At 55.5% G+C, this 16108-nt stretch carries 14 protein-coding genes; 5 read left to right on the forward strand and 9 right to left on the reverse strand.

Features of this window, described 5'->3' with window-relative positions:
* The first annotated feature begins 17 nt into the window (after positions 1-17).
* The 3 genes from BM258_RS06525 to BM258_RS06535 are packed head-to-tail and all read left to right on the forward strand — an operon-like array spanning position 18 to position 2980.
* The gene (locus tag BM258_RS06525) at positions 18-1013 is read left to right on the forward strand and encodes an ABC transporter substrate-binding protein (protein ID WP_090070236.1); all 996 of its coding nucleotides are present in this window, start codon (positions 18-20) and stop codon (positions 1011-1013) included.
* 6 nt (positions 1014-1019) lie between these two features.
* Entirely contained in the window at positions 1020-1757 is a 738-nt protein-coding gene (locus BM258_RS06530) for an ABC transporter permease (RefSeq protein ID WP_090070238.1), read from the forward strand.
* Positions 1754-2980 (forward strand): phosphopentomutase, encoded by a 1227-nt coding sequence (locus tag BM258_RS06535; RefSeq protein ID WP_090070240.1) that lies wholly within the window; start codon positions 1754-1756, stop codon positions 2978-2980. Before BM258_RS06530 ends, BM258_RS06535 begins: the two co-directional genes overlap by 4 nt.
* A 136-nt stretch (positions 2981-3116) precedes the next feature.
* On the opposite strand, the gene BM258_RS06540 is transcribed toward BM258_RS06535, so the two are convergent.
* From BM258_RS06540 to BM258_RS06565, 5 genes are all read right to left on the reverse strand, one after another.
* Positions 3117-3446, reverse strand: a complete 330-nt coding sequence (locus tag BM258_RS06540) for a hypothetical protein (RefSeq protein ID WP_139229214.1) — start codon at positions 3444-3446, stop codon at positions 3117-3119.
* Between the two features lie 103 nt (positions 3447-3549).
* Entirely contained in the window at positions 3550-4842 is a 1293-nt protein-coding gene (locus BM258_RS06545) for a Zn-dependent hydrolase (RefSeq protein ID WP_244544613.1), read from the reverse strand.
* A complete protein-coding gene (locus BM258_RS06550; protein ID WP_090070245.1) occupies positions 4839-5783 on the reverse strand; it encodes a dihydroorotate dehydrogenase in 945 nt (314 codons plus the stop codon). Before BM258_RS06550 ends, BM258_RS06545 begins: the two co-directional genes overlap by 4 nt.
* A complete protein-coding gene (locus BM258_RS06555) occupies positions 5777-6592 on the reverse strand; it encodes a dihydroorotate dehydrogenase electron transfer subunit (protein ID WP_090070248.1) in 816 nt (271 codons plus the stop codon). Before BM258_RS06555 ends, BM258_RS06550 begins: the two co-directional genes overlap by 7 nt.
* A gap of 635 nt (positions 6593-7227) precedes the next feature.
* On the reverse strand, positions 7228-8118 hold the full coding sequence (locus BM258_RS06565) for a helix-turn-helix domain-containing protein (RefSeq protein WP_090070253.1): 891 nt from the start codon (positions 8116-8118) through the stop codon (positions 7228-7230).
* A gap of 439 nt (positions 8119-8557) precedes the next feature.
* Here BM258_RS06565 and BM258_RS06570 point away from each other — a divergent pair, with 439 nt between their 5' ends.
* A complete protein-coding gene (locus BM258_RS06570) occupies positions 8558-9334 on the forward strand; it encodes a glutamine amidotransferase-related protein (RefSeq protein WP_090070255.1) in 777 nt (258 codons plus the stop codon).
* A gap of 31 nt (positions 9335-9365) precedes the next feature.
* Complete coding sequence (locus BM258_RS06575) at positions 9366-10790, forward strand: aldehyde dehydrogenase family protein (RefSeq protein ID WP_090070257.1); 1425 nt, start codon at positions 9366-9368, stop codon at positions 10788-10790.
* Positions 10791-10861: 71 nt separating this feature from the next.
* On the opposite strand, the gene BM258_RS06580 is transcribed toward BM258_RS06575, so the two are convergent.
* The 4 genes from BM258_RS06580 to BM258_RS06595 all read right to left on the reverse strand — a co-directional run bounded on the left by BM258_RS06580 (position 10862) and on the right by BM258_RS06595 (position 16088).
* Complete coding sequence (locus BM258_RS06580) at positions 10862-12202, reverse strand: NAD(P)/FAD-dependent oxidoreductase (protein ID WP_090070259.1); 1341 nt, start codon at positions 12200-12202, stop codon at positions 10862-10864.
* 89 nt (positions 12203-12291) lie between these two features.
* Complete coding sequence (locus BM258_RS06585; protein WP_090070261.1) at positions 12292-13686, reverse strand: aspartate aminotransferase family protein; 1395 nt, start codon at positions 13684-13686, stop codon at positions 12292-12294.
* 75 nt (positions 13687-13761) lie between these two features.
* Positions 13762-15192 (reverse strand): glutamine synthetase family protein, encoded by a 1431-nt coding sequence (locus tag BM258_RS06590; protein WP_090070263.1) that lies wholly within the window; start codon positions 15190-15192, stop codon positions 13762-13764.
* A gap of 203 nt (positions 15193-15395) precedes the next feature.
* Entirely contained in the window at positions 15396-16088 is a 693-nt protein-coding gene (locus BM258_RS06595; protein WP_090070453.1) for a GntR family transcriptional regulator, read from the reverse strand.
* Positions 16089-16108 lie beyond the last annotated feature (20 nt).

Raw genomic sequence — 16108 nt, forward strand, 5'->3', positions numbered from 1 at the left:
CGAAAAGGGAAACCATCATGTCTTTCACCCTCAAAGGCCTTGCAGCATCGCTTGCGCTTGTTGCTGCATCCGTTTTCACATCAGGCGCTTCGGCAGCTGATAAAGTCGTTCTGCAGATCGACGGCAACGTCGTTCCTTTTTACGCTCCGCTTTATGCTGGCGTTGAAAATGGCTTCTTTGCCGATCAGGATATCGAAGTTGAATTTCTCTATGGCGGCGCTTCCGACATTCTGACAAACATTGCTGCTGGCAACGTGGATTTCGGCTTCCCCAATGGTGACGCTGTTGTTGCTGCTGCCTCCAACGGCCTGCCGATCAAGGTCGTTCACACCACCTACCAGCGCGGCATTGGCGCTCTGCTTGCCAAGAGCGAAAGCGGCATCAAGACCTATGCAGATCTCAAGGGCAAAACCGTTGCTGTGACCTCTCTGGGCAGCCCGAACTATCTTCAGCTGCAGGTTGGTCTGGCAAAGGCTGGTCTTTCTGTTGACGACGTCAAGGTTGAAGTGGTTTCCTCCGGTGCGATCGTACAGACGCTGCAGTCTGACGATGTAGACGCCATCATCTTCTCCGAGCTGCGTAAATATGCACTGGAAGCCAATGGCTTCGACGTTACCATGATCCTGTCCAACGACTTCCTGCCATCCTTCGGCAACGTGCTGGTAACCAGCGCAGAGAACCTGGCTGATAATCCTGATCTCGTCAAACGCATGACCAATGCAGTTAGCGCTTCTTACCAGTGGGTGATCGATGGTCATATCGATGACGCTCTGAAGATCTCCATGGACAAATATACCCCGACCTGGGTTGAGCAGACCGCAATGCTGTCCACTGCCTTTGAAAACACCTTTGTTGCATCCGTATGGCAGAGCGATCTGACCAAGGAAAAAGGCCTTGGCGCAGCTGACTTGGACGCATGGCAGAATAACATCGACATTCTCTCTGAATATGATGTTATCTCAGGCGGCGTAAAGGCGGCTGACTTCGTTGTCGATCCTTCCGATATCAAGTAATCGACCATGTTTTTAAAAGCCATCATTGGCCTCGTAGGAATCACCGCGCTTTGGGGCGCGGCGGTTCCGATTTTCGATGTGCCACACTATCTGCTTCCGGGGCCGATCGACGTTGCCGAACGCCTCATCTTCCTCTTTCAGAGGGGTGATCTGGCATGGCATATTTATGTGACGCTCTCCGAAGTCTTTGGAGGATTTGTCCTCGGGGCCGTGGTGGGTATTGCAGCGGCGCTCGCCTTTGCGCGCTTCCCTCTGATTGAGCGCGTGCTGACGCCGCTTATTCTGCTTCTGCAGACCATCCCGAAAATCGCAATCGCGCCGCTTCTGCTGTTGTGGCTTGGTCTGGGGGCTGCACCCAAGGTTGCTCTCGTTGCGGTGGTTACCTTCTTCCCCGTCATGACCGCGATGCTTTCCGGCATCCGTTACATGAACAAATCCTATGCGGACCTTTCGCATGTCCTGCGCCTTTCGCCATGGCAGCGCTTTTGGCATATCGAATTGCCCGCCGCCATTCCAACTCTGTTTGCCGGGGCCACCGTGGCCACCACTCTGGCCATGACTGCTGCGGTTATCGGTGAGCTAATGGGGGCCAACAAGGGCATGGGCTTCGTTCTGGCAACAGGTCAGGAAAATGCCGATACGGCGACGGTCATGGGCATGGTGATTCTGCTGTCCTTCGTTGGATGGGCTCTGTTTGCCATTCTTGATTTCGCACGCAGACGCGTTGAGGACCGGTTCTTATGACCAATACAGCATCTCTCCTTGAGCGCAGGGTGTTTCTCTGCGTCCTCGATTCTGTCGGATGTGGCGGCGCACCTGATGCCGCAGCTTTTGGTGATGAGGGCGCCAACACGCTTCTGCATATTGCTGAGGCTTGTAGCAGGGGAGAATGCGAAGATGGTCGGCATGGGCCGTTGCATCTGCCCAATTTGGCCCACATGGGCCTTGGAAGCTGCATCAATCTCGCTTCGGGCTCTCGTGCACCGGGCATCGATGACGCGCCACAAGAGGCCGACTGGGCCGTTCTGCAAGAGGTTTCCAAGGGCAAGGACACCCAGACCGGACATTGGGAACTGGCCGGGCTGCCCCTAGCTAAAGACTGGACCTATTTTCCCGATACCGATCCGGCCTTTCCGGAAGATCTGATGCAGGAATTCATGGCTCGTGCCGGTCTTGAAGGCACCCTTGCCAATATTCATGGCTCAGGCACAGAGATGATTGATCGCTTTGCTGAGGAACATCTGAGAACCGGCTATCCGATCACCTACACCTCGGCTGACAGTGTGTTTCAGATCGCAGCGCACGAAGAGAGCTTCGGGCTGGAAAGACTGTATGAGATTTGCAAAATTGCGGCGGATATTTTCCATCCGCTCGGTGTTGGACGTGTGATTGCCAGACCCTTTGTTGGCACAGTGGAAACCGGCTTTGAGCGCACCAAGAACCGCAAGGATCTGGCCATCAAACCGGCAGAGCCAACCATCTGTGATCGCGTAATCGCCAAAGGGGGCGATGTGCGCAGCGTCGGCAAGATTGCCGACATCTTTGCCATGCGGGGTATTTCGGTTGTCGGCCCGAAAGCGGATGATATGGGGCTGGTTGACCAGCTGCTGGACGCCTGTGATACGGCCACAGGCGGCGATCTGGTCTTTGCCAATTTCGTCGAGTTTGACAGCCATTATGGACACCGCCGCGACATTTGCGGCTATGCCAAGGCGCTCGAGCGGTTTGACCGGCGTGTGCCCGAGATTCTTGCCAGGCTGAAGGCGGGAGATCTTCTGTTATTCACGGCAGACCATGGCAATGATCCCACATGGCACGGCAACGACCACACGCGTGAACGTGTACCCCTGCTGATCCATGAGGTGCCGCATGGTTTACAATCCCCGAGCATCAAGCCTGAGAGCACACAAGTGATTAAGCCCTTCGGCTTTGTGGCCGATCTGGTTGCCGAGCATCTGGGCTGCTAGGCGCGTCGCAACAAGCTGCGCGCCTCCTTGCTGTTAAGTATCCGTTTGAGCGAAGGGCCTGGTAGCCCTTTGCGGACGCGATCTTCAAGGCTGGATCGCCCATAAGCGCAATGCCAAAGCCAAAGAGCAATCGGCCTTAAGAGGCCGAAGAAATCTCTTTGACAATTTCCTGAGAAATCGAGTTCAGCGCTGCAACCTGATCCTGCGCCGTACCAGTGGAAAAGGCTTCGTCAAGCAGTTTGGTGTAGCGTTCGATGCGGTCGATCTGGTCCTTTGCGACGCTGCTGCTAAGGGGTTCGCGGTCATAATTGTCGGCGAAATCCTGCGTTATGATGCTGATGAGGAAATAGGGAGCAGCATAGTCTGGATTTTCCAGAGCGCTTTCCCGTGCAACGCTGGCGCATTTCTTGTAGGCGCTGACGCCCTTGCTGCCATCAATGAGGATGTCGTGAAATTTTTTGAACATGTGATTGCCTTTCATTAGGGTCTTTATCTGGTTTGTTGGGTCTATGTGCCTGCCCGTTATTGGGGCGACAGGCACAGTCAGAGATGTTGTCTCTTGCTCTTCCTCATCCTTGCGCATCCATCAGATAGGCGTAGATGATCTCCGAGGCGATCATGAAGTCGGAAACGTCCATCGCTTCTGCCGGATTGTGAGAGCCATTCCTGTTGCGCACGAAAACCATGCCTGTCGGCACGCCTGCATTGGCAAAGACAGCCGCATCATGGCCACCGCCGGAAGGCATGATAAAAGGCTCTAGTCCAACCTGCTGCATGGCGCCTGACATGGCCTCGACAATGGCAGGGTCGCACAGGGCAGGGGCAGTGCTCAGTTTTTCACCAAGCTCGAAGCGCACCTTTCGCTCTCGCTCGATTGTGCGGATATCCTGTGCCAATAGATCATGCATGCCATCGAGCACTGTGGCGTTCTGGCTGCGCACATCGAGGCTGAAATCCACTTGATCGGGAATGCGCGAAAGGGCGTGGCGTTCCACATCCGTTGAAATCATGCCGCTGGTCAAAACAAGGTCATCGCCCAGCTGGACGACCGTCAGCCAGCTTTCATCTAGCCGGGTCAAGAGATCTGCCATCGCCAGTACCGGATCGCGGCGGAAAGCGCGCGGAACAGCACCGGAATGCCCCGCTTCGCCAACGCAACGAATGGTCTTGTAACGGAAGTTGCCCCGAATGCCCGAAACCACGGCGGCTGGGAGGTCTTTCTGGACCAGCAGCGGGCCTTGCTCGATATGCAGTTCGATATAGGCAAGAACCGAGCTGGCATCCATAAGCGGCGTGCCATCGCGCACGGGTGCCATATCGATGCCGATGCTTTCCATATGCGCATCCAGCGTCTGATTGTCGCCCTTGTGACGTGTGCGCAGCTCTGCCTCGCTCAACCGGCCCAACAGGGCCTTGGAGGCAATGTAGCATGGCCCGAACCAGGCGCTTTCCTCAGCCCGCATGGCCAGAACCTTGACAGGCCGTGCAAAAGAGGTGCCTTCGCTCTGGGCGCGTACAAGGCACATCAAACCGGCAATGACACCGGCCAGACCATCAAAGTTACCACCTTGCGGCACCGTATCCACATGAGAGCCGACCAGTACAAACGCATCAGCCTCCGCATCGCAGGGAAGGGAGAAGAGCGCGTTCTGGCCCGCATCATAGGTGACAGTCAGCCCGTGGCTGAGGCCGAACTGTTCCAGATAGGCGAGGGTCTTTGTTTCCAGATCGGAGAAGGCAGGGCGGCTGATGCCTTGCGTGTCTGCAGAAAAAGCTGCAATATCGTCAAAGAGCTGTGCCGCCATTGCTTCATAGTCTGCCGCTGTAAGGGCAGGGCTTTGTGTCATGGAAACCATGGTCATTCTGCTGCCTCCGCAAAGAACACGCCGTCACTGGCTTCCTCATCCCTAATGGAGCCAATGAGCTCCGAAACGCTTGAAAGCCCCTCTGTGCGAAGAAATGCTTCCAGTTCGCTGATAAGCCGCACCATCACCGTCGGGCTGATAAAGGTTGCCGTGCCAACCTGTACGGCACTTGCTCCGGCAATCAGATATTCGACAACATCCTCAACCGTAGCGATGCCGCCGCAGCCGATCACAGGAATGGAGACCGCTTTGGCGCATTGATAGACCATGCGCAGGGCAATCGGTTTGAGGGCCGGGCCGGAAAGGCCACCCATCAGATTGCCCAGCTTGGGCTTGCGTGTGTGGATGTCAATGGCCATGGACAGCATGGTATTGGCCACCACGAGAGCATCCGCTCCGGCGCTCTCTGCCGCTTGGGCCACTTCGGTTGTTTCGCCCGTGTTGGGCGTCAGCTTTGCCCAGAGTGGCAGATCTGTTGCTGCCCGCAGCTTGCGCATGACCGCTTCGGTGGTAGAGGGGCGCATGGCGAAGGCCTTGCCGTCTGCTTCGATATTCGGGCAAGAAATATTCACCTCGATGGCTGCCACGCCGGGCACGCTCACCTCTTCGCAGATCTGCGCGAACTCATCTGCACTACCAGCCGAAATACTGACCACGAGCGGGGTCTGATATTGATCATAAAAGGGGATGACATTGGTCTTGAAATAGTCGACACCCTTGCTGGGTATGCCGATCGAATTCAGCATTGAGCCGCGCACTTCACAAACACGCGGGGTCGGGTTGCCGCCTCTGATGTCACGGGTGATCGTCTTGGTCACATGTGCGCCCAGCGCATCGATATCAAACAGCTTTGCACAGTCTTCCGAGAAGGTGCCCGAGGCAGGCATGATCGGGTTTTTCAAACGCATTGCCCCGATATTGACTGAAAGATCTAGCATCCCATTGCCTCCTGAAGATTGAATACGGGGCCTTCCTTGCAGACCCGCTCATGAATGATTTTATCCTTGCGCCGGAAGGACCGAACGCAGCACTGACACATGCCCACGCCGCAAGCCATCTGTTGCTCAAGAGCGATCTGGCCGGGAATGCCATGACGAGCGCAAATGGTTTGCAGCATCGTCAGAAGCCGGTTGGAACCGCAGGTATAAAAGGCGTCCACGCCCTCCGCCTGGATATGCGCTTCGATCAACTGCTCAAGCGCCTCAACGCCGGATGTCCCTTCAGAATCCGTGACCGTAATGACCTCCGCTCCGAGCGCCTTGAAATGGTCAATGGACATAAGCACTTCGGGCGAACGTGCACTGCATATAGCGGTGAGCTTGCGCCCCATCTGCTGGGCTTTTTGCGCCAACGGGGCCAAAGTCGCCAGACCAACACCGCGAGCCACGACCATCAGCTTTTGCCAGTCGTCCTGGATGTCGAACCCATGCCCGAGTGGGCCGACCACATTAAGGTTTTCGCCAGCCTCAAGGGCAGAGAGAGCTGCCGTGCCTTCGCCCGCAATCTTGTAGAGAAAATGCAGCTCGCCCGCTTCGGGATAGAAGCCGTAGATGCTCATGGGGCGCCGCAGATAGGGCCGCAAATCCCCTTTAGTCGGACACAAGAGATGGAAGAACTGTCCCGGCTCGCATTTGAGAATATGAGACGGTGCATCCAGCACGATGAGCCTGTATTCGCGATTGATCGGCTCGTTGCTTTTGACTCTACAGATGGTCTCGAAAATGGGGTTCAGGGTCATATCGGTCATGGAACTGCTTCGGAAAAAAGAAAAGACTCTCCCTTCACTCCAAAGGCATTTGGAATGAAGAAGGCGGTTGCTGGGAGATTTTTGGCAACGGTTGGGACCGAAACCCTATCTGAAGCTGAAAGCCAAGCGTCGGCGATGGTCTAGAAAGCGGCGCTTTCGCCAAATCGCGTCTTGGGGCGCGCGATGTCTGACAACACCATCTGCAAGCAATGTCGAAGGGATAACATGGAAAAGGCGAGCCACCGACATGGCGCTCTGGGCAGTGGCGTGATGCTTGAAAAACCGGATGTCTAAAACCCGCAATGTCTGCTTGGCAGATGCCGAAAAGTCGGCGGAGTGGCCAAAGCGCAAAAAGGGAAGATTCATCGCCTGTTCCTAGTTTCGCTGTTGCTTAAAAAAAGAGATTAAACCCGTAAATCACGATTGGTCAAGAAATTTCTCAATTTTGAGAATTTATTATAGCATATCTCGAATATGGAACAATTTGATGGTAATTGCCTCAAAATTAGGCAAGAGCTGCGGAGTATCGTAATTCGTGCATTGGAGAAAAATGAACGTGGGCTTGTTCGCAAGGGAGGGCTTGCTGCGCAACCATGGGGAAGAGGAGGAGAGAGCGTCCGCGTCGATAGCGCAAATCAGGCGCGCAAGATGGTCTTTTCGATAAAGTCCGCCGCCTGATCCCCTTTGAGGCTCCGTCGCCAGAGTTTGTCTGTCATGGCACCATAGAGGGACGTGGCTTCCGGAGCGGCCGAAATGGTCGCGACGCCAAGACGGATATTGGCAAAGGCCCCCAACCGGAAAGGACTGACGGCGACCTGCGACCGGTCGGCCTGTTTAAAAATCTGGAAGCTGGCACTTGGCATGGAATCCACCACGAGACCAATCTGTGTTCCGATTGGTGGTTCGCGCAACATCTTGACAATATTCTCGATTTCCGTGCGGGCAACCTCACGGCGCAGCTTCATGTCAGCCTCGGGCGGATCATAAGCTCCAATAAAGCCGTTACGGAAAAACTGTTCCAGCTCCGCCGCAGACACAAGGCTGATGATGCTCGGCATCCGATTATGGTAGCAGACCTTGCGCGCATGCAGGATATCCAGAAGGGCTTCAATATCCTGCAGTGCTTTGGCTCGGTCTTCAACGTCAAGCGGGATGCTTTCCTTGAGAACATCAGGGAGAATGGCATCATAAGCGTCAGTGGTGAGCAGATAGGAAACCGGCCCGAAAAGAACTAGAATCTGGTCGACCTTTTCTTCGATCTGGCGCATGCGTTCAAAGAAGCTGACAGCCGAGGCGATATATTCAACCCCGACGCCAAGCAGCGTGGGAAGCGAAATCCCCAACAGGGTCGCGATCTTGCCCAGCGTATCGACGCGGATCGGCTGCCCCAATTCGTAACGATAGATGGCTGCGCGTGAAATGCCTGTCTTTTGAGCGACTTCCTCGGGTGAGAGCCCAGCGCCAACCCGAAATGCCTTAAGCCTCTGACCAACTTCCTCGATCGAGATGCCTTGCCCTATGTCCATGAAACAACCTCATTTTATGACCGGGCCAAGCGACGATGACTCGGAGCGAACAAATCACGCCTATGCTTGTGTATGCCATCTTGAAAGGCGGCAATCAATTCTAAATTTTGAGAATATTCTTTATCGAGAGACAATACGCGGAATCTGACTCTCATGGGAGTCATGCCAGAGGACGGAAACAGGAATGGATCTTGCAGCAAGAGGCTTCATGCGATTGTTTCTGATCACAAATTCTATCAAACAATGATCAATCCTTCCTGTTTTTGCCCGAAAAACGCAGGAAAGTGGCCGATACTTGATGGATTTTAAGGCTTTTTAGCCCCTGAAACCGAGGAGAAAGAGTGCCTCAGGACGATTGACGTGTGACCGCTGACACAGTATTTTGTGATCACAATTTAATTTCAAGATAGCTCTGAGGCCAGAGCTCTGGATAGCACCCATGACTGAACCATTCACGCTCGGCATTTTGGAAACCGGGCGACCACCCGAGGCTCTGGCAGGAAAATTCCCGTCCTATGCCGAGATGTTTGCCCAGATGGTCGGCGCGACCGCGCCTGAGCACTGGAAATTTGAGTATTATGTGGCTCTTGAAGGCGAATTGCCGCCAAGTCCCGACACCTGCAATGCCTGGCTGATCACCGGTTCCAAATTTGGTGCCTACGAAGACTATCCATGGATTCATGCGCTCAAGGCCTTCATCGTCAAGGCCTATGTCGCAGGGGTGCCAATGGTCGGTATTTGTTTTGGGCATCAGATATTGGCTGAGGCGCTCGGTGGCAAGGTAATCAAATCTGAAAAAGGCTGGGGCGTAGGTCATCAGGCCTATCAATGGAGCACGACCAAACCCGATTGGCTGGCCGCGACGGATCTTGCCGGACAGGATGCCTTCTCTATTCTTGCCTTCCATCAGGATCAGGTGGTTGAAGTCCCGCCACAAGCGGAGGTGATCGCGTCGAATGATTTCTGCCCGGCTGCCGCGCTCGTCTATGGCGATCAGGTGCTTTCCTTTCAGGGACATCCCGAATTCAGCGCCGACTTCGTTGCAGATCTGATCGAGGAAAAGCGGGACGATGTTCTGGGGGCGTCCATCGCAGACAAGGCAGCAACGTCACTCGCACAACCAATCGACAGAGTGGCCATCGGTGCGGGGATCGTGGAATTTCTCAAAGCGCGAGAAGCCGAATGGATCAACAAAAAGGCGGCAAACGCCGGATAATATAAGATAAGCGCAGAGGGGCGCAGCAATCATGTTGGACAAACGCAAATTCTTTATCGGCGGGGAATGGGTAGCCCCGATCTCTGCTACGGATCTGGATGTCATCAATCCGGCAACCGAGGAGGTGATCGCGGTTATTTCCATGGGAAGCGAAGCCGATGCCGATGCGGCTGTGATGGCTGCAAACGCCGCTTTTCCAGGCTTTTCAAAAACAACCAAGGTCGAGCGCATTGACCTGCTGGAAAGCATTCTGGCGGTCTATAAAACGCGTTACGATGAAATGGCCGACGCCATCACCGCCGAGATGGGAGCGCCTTGCAAGCTTTCCCATGCGGCACAGGCAGGTGTCGGGGTCGGGCATCTGCAAGGCTTTATTGATGCGCTGAAAGAGTATGAATTTGAAAGCACCTGTTGTGGCGATATCATTCTGCGCGAACCCATCGGGGTGTGCGGCCTGATCACGCCGTGGAACTGGCCGATGAACCAGATGGTGCTGAAAATCGCTCCGGCGCTGGCCGCTGGCTGCACTATGGTGCTCAAACCATCCGAATTGACGCCGCTTTCGGCGATGCTCTATGCGGAAATTCTGCATGAGGCGGGCGTGCCAAAAGGCGTGTTCAACCTTGTGAATGGTGAAGGGCCGGTGGTCGGCTCGGCTCTCTCGCGCCACAAGGATGTGCAGATGATGTCCTTTACCGGCTCGACACGTGGTGGGGTGGCCGTGACAAAGGATGCTGCGGATACCGTCAAACGCGTGGCTCTGGAGTTGGGTGGCAAGAGCCCGAATGTGGTGTTTGCCGATACGCCAGACCTGCAAAGCTCGGTCACCCGAGGCGCGCGCGCCGTGTTCAACAATACCGGCCAGTCCTGCAATGCGCCAACCCGCATGCTGGTTGAGAAAAGCGTCTATGACGAGGCAATGCAGATCGCCAAGGCCGCAGCAGAAGCAACTGAGGTCGGCGATCCCTCCGAGGATGGCGCTCATATCGGACCGCTGGTGAGCCAGATGCAATATGACAAAGTGCAGGCTCTCATTCAGAAAGGCATTGATGAAGGCGCCACCCTGCTGGCGGGAGGAACGGGTAAACCGGAAGGGCGCAATGTGGGTTATTTCTGCAAACCAACCGTTTTTGGCAACGCCACCAACGAGATGACCATCGCGCGGGAAGAAATCTTCGGCCCAGTGCTGACGATGATCCCGTTTGAGGGCGAAGAGGAAGCCATCGCCATTGCCAATGACACACCCTATGGTCTGGCTGCTTTCATCGAAACGGGAGACGAAGCGCGCGGTATGCGCGTCGCCAAGGCCTTGAGGGCCGGCATGGTGCGCCTCAATGGCTCCGACATCAATTGGGGCAGCCCCTTTGGTGGTTACAAGATGAGCGGATTGGGCCGTGAAGGCGGCCATTTCGGCATGGATGATTTTCTTGAGATCAAGGCGGTCTCGCGCCCCTGATTGGGAAGATCAATTCCAGACGATAAAGGGGCCACAAGGCCCCTTTTTTACAAAGCAAATCTCAAGATGTTTTATGGTCGTGCTGGCGTGCCGATCCTGTCGCGCATTTTGTAATAGAGCATCGCCATGACCAGAAGGGCATGGCGCAAGTGCCGTCCGCCGGGGAAGGGGTAGGTCGGTACATGTTCCATGGCGTCAAACCGGCTTGCCTGTCCGTCAATCAGGTCGGCCACCAGCTTTCCTGCGATGGTGGCAATAGCCACTCCATGGCCGGAGAAGCCGCTGGCATTGATGATATTCTTGTCGAGCTTGGCAAAGTAGGGCATGCGGTTGACCGTGATCCCCAGCGTACCACCCCAGCCATAATCGATCCGCGCATCCTTCAATTGCGGATAGATTTCCAGCATCGGTTGACGCACGAAGGACTTGATATCCTCGGGGAACTTGAAGCTATAGGTTTCTCCTCCCCCAAACAGCATGCGCTTGTCTGCGGATAGACGATAATAATTGATGACGAACTTGCTGTCTGCCACGCCGAGATCATCCCGGATCAGCTCCCGCGCCAGTCCCTCATCGAGCGGTTCGGTGGCGATGATATAATTGTTCATTGGCATCACGCGAGCGGCGACCTTCGGGACCAGACTTTCGATATAGCCATTGCAGGCGATGATCAGATGCTTGGCCTTGACGTGGCCTTGGGTGCATTTGATCGTGACGGTGTCTCCCTTTTCAATAGACTGCACTTCGCTATTCTCGAAAAGGATCGCGCCTGCCTTACGCGCAGCAGTTCCAAGACCTAAGGCATAGTTGAGCGGATGCAGATGGGCGGCAAACATATCCACCATACCCCCATAATAGGCGGTCGAGCCAACCATCTCCTCCACCTCAGCCTTGTTGACATAGCGAATATGCTCATAGCCATATTCGCAATTGAGCTTGTCGACATAGGCTTTGGAGTCTTCGGCATAATGGGGCTTGTGGTCGGCGTGCAGCGTGCCGGGCTTGAGGTCGCAGGCAATGTCGTGATCCGCAATCAGATCCTTGACCATCTGGATGCCATCCACCGCGATATCCCACAAAAGACGGGCATCGGCGGTTCCGACCATTTTCTCCAGCGTATCTTGCTCCAGGCGCTGGCCGGTGCAGACCTGACCACCATTGCGCCCCGAAGCCCCCCAGCCAACCCGATGGGCTTCCAGCAGAATGACTTTGTGCCCCTGTTGGGCAAGATGCAGGGCTGATGAAAGCCCGGCATAGCCTCCACCAATCACGCAGATATCACATTGTTGCTCTCCCTTCAGAGAGGGCAGAGGATCGTGCGGGTTGGCTGTGGCGGCGTAATAACTGTCTGGATAGGTCCCCTGCTTGTCGTTGCCATGCAGAAAACCGCCCTTGGGGCTGCTAAGACTCATGAAAGCACCTATTGCAATGCGTGCTGTGTGGGAGAGGCTTTGCACTTCGGCCTTTGGCCTTGGCTCAATGCCTCCCCCACAGGGTAGAGTTATTTATAAAGATCGCGGGCCTTGATGTCGGCCAATGTCAAATCAAGACATTTGGCGGCTTTGTTGACCAGCTCATCAATTTCGCTGTTGGAGATGACCAGTGGCGGCGCGATAATCATGGTATCGCCCACATGGCGCATCACCAGCCCGTTATTGAAGCAATGTTCACGGCAAATGAGTCCGACGGTTCCCTTGCTGGCGGCAAAAGGCGCACGGGCAGCTTTGTCTGGCGTTAGCTCAAGTGCGGCAACAAGCCCCTTGGAGCGGGCTTCCCCGATCAGCGGATGATCGCCCAGCGCGGCCCATTTCTCTGCCAGATAAGGCGCTGCCCGGTCGCGCACGCCTTCAACGATATGTTCGCGCTCCATGATTTCGAGATTCGTTAAGGCAGCTGCGCAGGCCACCGGATGGCCTGAATAGGTGTAGCCATGGGCAAATTCTCCCCCATGGGCAATGAAGCCTTCGGCCACACGATCCGAGACCAGCACACCTGCTATAGGCAGATAGCCAGAGGAGAGCCCCTTGGCGATGGTCATCAGATCGGGTTTGATCTGGTAGGTGTCCGAGCCAAACCAGTTGCCCGTACGCCCGAAGCCACAGATCACTTCATCGGCAATCAGCAGAATGTCGCGTTCATCGCAAATGCGCTGGATTTCCGGCCAATAGCTGTCCGGTGGAATGACTACGCCTCCCGCCCCCTGAATGGGCTCGGCGATAAAGGCCGCAACCTTGTCTTCGCCGATCCGGTCAATTTCTTCCTCAAGAGCGCGGGCGCGCATCAGGCCGAAGTCTGCCGGATCCATGTCCCCACCTTCGCCATACCAGTAGGGCTGGTCGATATGGGTGATATCGGGAATGGGCAATCCGCCTTGCGCATGCATGCCCTTCATGCCGCCCAGAGAGGCCGCAGCCACCGTGGAGCCGTGATAGGCATTCTTGCGAGCGATGATGACCTTCTTGTCAGGCTTGCCCATGCTGGCCCAATAATGGCGCACCATGCGCACCACCGTGTCGTTGGATTCCGAGCCGGAATTGCCATAGAAGACATGATTGATATGAGGTGGTGCCAACGAGGCAAGTTTTTCCGAAAGGGCCACCACTGGCGGGTGGGAGGTCATGAAAAAGGTGTTGTAATAGGGCAGCTGCTCCATCTGCCGCATCGCAGCTTCCTGAATTTCCTTGCGCCCATAGCCGACATTGACACACCAGAGCCCGGCCATGCCATCCAGCATCCGGTTGCCTTCGCTGTCATAAAGATACACGCCCTCGGCACGGGTGATGATGCGCGCGCCTTTTTCATTGAGCTCCTGGGTATCTGTAAAAGGATGCAGATGATGGGCGGCATCCTTTTGTTGCAGCTCTTGGGTCGGTGGCAGGTTGGCCATGAAAGTCATGTTGGTCTCCCGTCTCTGGATGCCACTCTTTGATGGCGGCTGGACAGATGGCGATTGGCAAAGGCAAAGGGTGAATTAGACAGTCAGCAGCAAGTGCTCGCGCTCCCATGGGCTGATGACCTGATTGAATTCTTCCGATTCATGCAGCTTGATCTGGCTGTAGATGGTGACGAAATCCGGCCCCAAAAGATCGTGCAACTGCTCGTTCTTCTCCAGCCGCCCAAGTGAATGATGCACCGAGCGCGGCAACGAGAAGGGCATGTGATGAGCATGATGCTGCAATTGCGGCTTGGGCTTGTCTTTGTTGATGATGCCCAGAAGGCCGCAGGCCAGACTGGCGGCAATCGCCAGATACGGATTCGTATCCGCGCCAACAAGGCGGTTTTCGATGCGCCGGTTCTTGGGCGAAGAGTTGGGAATGCGCAAGCCAACGGAGCGGTTGTCAATGGACCATTCCAGATTGATGGGCGCGGAATCGCCCGCCAGCAAACGGCGGTAGCTGTTCACATAAGGCGCAAGGATGCTCATCACGTCCGGCAGATATGTCTGCTGGCCTCCGAGGAAGTGATAAAACAGCTCACTCGGCTCGCCATCTTCATTGGAGAAGACATTGGCGCCGGTCTTGGCGTCCACCACGCTCTGGTGGATATGCATGGCGCTGCCCGGCTCGTTATCCATCGGCTTGGCCATGAAGGTGGCATAACAATCATGCCGGAAGGCCGCTTCACGAATAAGGCGTTTAAAGACGAAAATCTGGTCGGCAAGATCAAGCGGATTGCCATGAATGAGGTTGATCTCAAGCTGCCCAGCGCCGCCTTCCTGAATGACCGTGTCGATCTCCAGACCCTGCGCTTCAGCGAAATCATAGATATCCTCTATAATGCGGTCATATTCGTCTACCGCAGCAATGGAATAGGCCTGCCGCCCAACAGATTGCCGTCCGGAGCGCCCGATGGGGGGCTCAAGTGGGTAATCAGGGTCGGAATTGCGCTTGGTCAGATAGAATTCCAGCTCTGGCGCAACAACAGCATTCCAGCCCATCGCCTCAAAGCCGCCGATCACACGGCGCAAAACATTGCGCGGGGCCAGCTCCACCGGCTCGCCTTCCAGCGTGTACAGATCGTGGATGACCTGCACCGTCGGATCGTTGGCCCAGGGCACTGAACGCACCGTGGAGAGATCCGGCACCAGCTGGATATCCCGTTCCATCATGAAATCCTGCCGGTCTTCCATTTCGATATAGGCGCCGGTGATGGTCTGGAAGAAAATGGATGTCGGTAGATAGGTCGGATTGAGGCCTGAAAATTTCGAGGCTGGCATGGCCTTGCCGCGCGCAATGCCCACGATGTCGGGCACGACGCACTCGACTTCATCAATGTGGCGCGAGCGCATCCATTCGCGCACCTCTTCTGCCTTTTGCGGCAAGGGAATGCCGTCTCCCAGACTGCTACTGTCGGACGGGGTAGGGGTAGGAGCTTTGGGTGTCTTGTCTTCTGAGCTGGTCATGAAATTACCTGTTGAAGTCAAATCGCAGCCAGTGCGATTGCATTTGTAACGTATCGCAGGATGTGATCACAAAGCAAGGAAAATTTGTGATCACAAATTGAGAGACTTTGCACTTTTATTGCCTTGCCCCTTTCGCGGAAGCGCAAAGAAAGGCTGGCAGCGGTCAGTCTGCGGGTAATCGGAGGATTTGGAAAGGGGGTGTCTTACAGATCATCGCTCAGTAGCAAAGTGCCCTGATGTACATCTTCCGAGATGGCTGTGCGCAGGGCTGCGCTATCGCCCTGTTGCAGGGCGTCAATAGCCTGTTTGTGTTGGTCAATCAGGTTCGCTGTGCCGTGTCGCCCATAAACAAGACGCATGAAAGGACCAAATTGCATCCAGACATTTTCCACCAGTTTGATGATGACATCGGACCGGGCCATTTCATAAAGGGCAAAGTGAAAAGCGTGATTGCCCCGCATGTAGCCTTCAACATCGCCATTTTCCAGACAGGCATCAATGGCATCGTCAATGGTGATCAAACGTTGGATTTCGGCCTCGGTCACATTGGGTAGGGCCATCTCTGCCAGTTCTGGCTCCAGCAGGGAGCGGGTGAGGTTGATCTCGTGATATTTCTTCTCGGTCATGGCGGGAATGGAAACCCGCCGGTTGCCGTGGCTTTCAAGCGCGCCTTCTGCTGTCAGACGACGCACGGCGTCACGCACCGGCATGGGGGAAACTTCCAAGTTATCCGCAAGACCACGCAGGGTCACTGCTTTGCCCGGCAGGAAGCCGCCAAACAGCAGGCGCTCACGCAGGGCCTGATAGATCCGCTCGTGCGCGGTCAGCGGCCTGGCCTCTGCTTCAGCCGCGCTTTCCGGTGTCGTGTCAGGTTGTACGATCTCATCCTTGGTCATGGCTCCTTTATACCGGCGCT

Origin of the sequence: Cohaesibacter marisflavi, assembly GCF_900115225.1 — a bacterium.
Taxonomy (GTDB): domain Bacteria; phylum Pseudomonadota; class Alphaproteobacteria; order Rhizobiales; family Cohaesibacteraceae; genus Cohaesibacter; species Cohaesibacter marisflavi.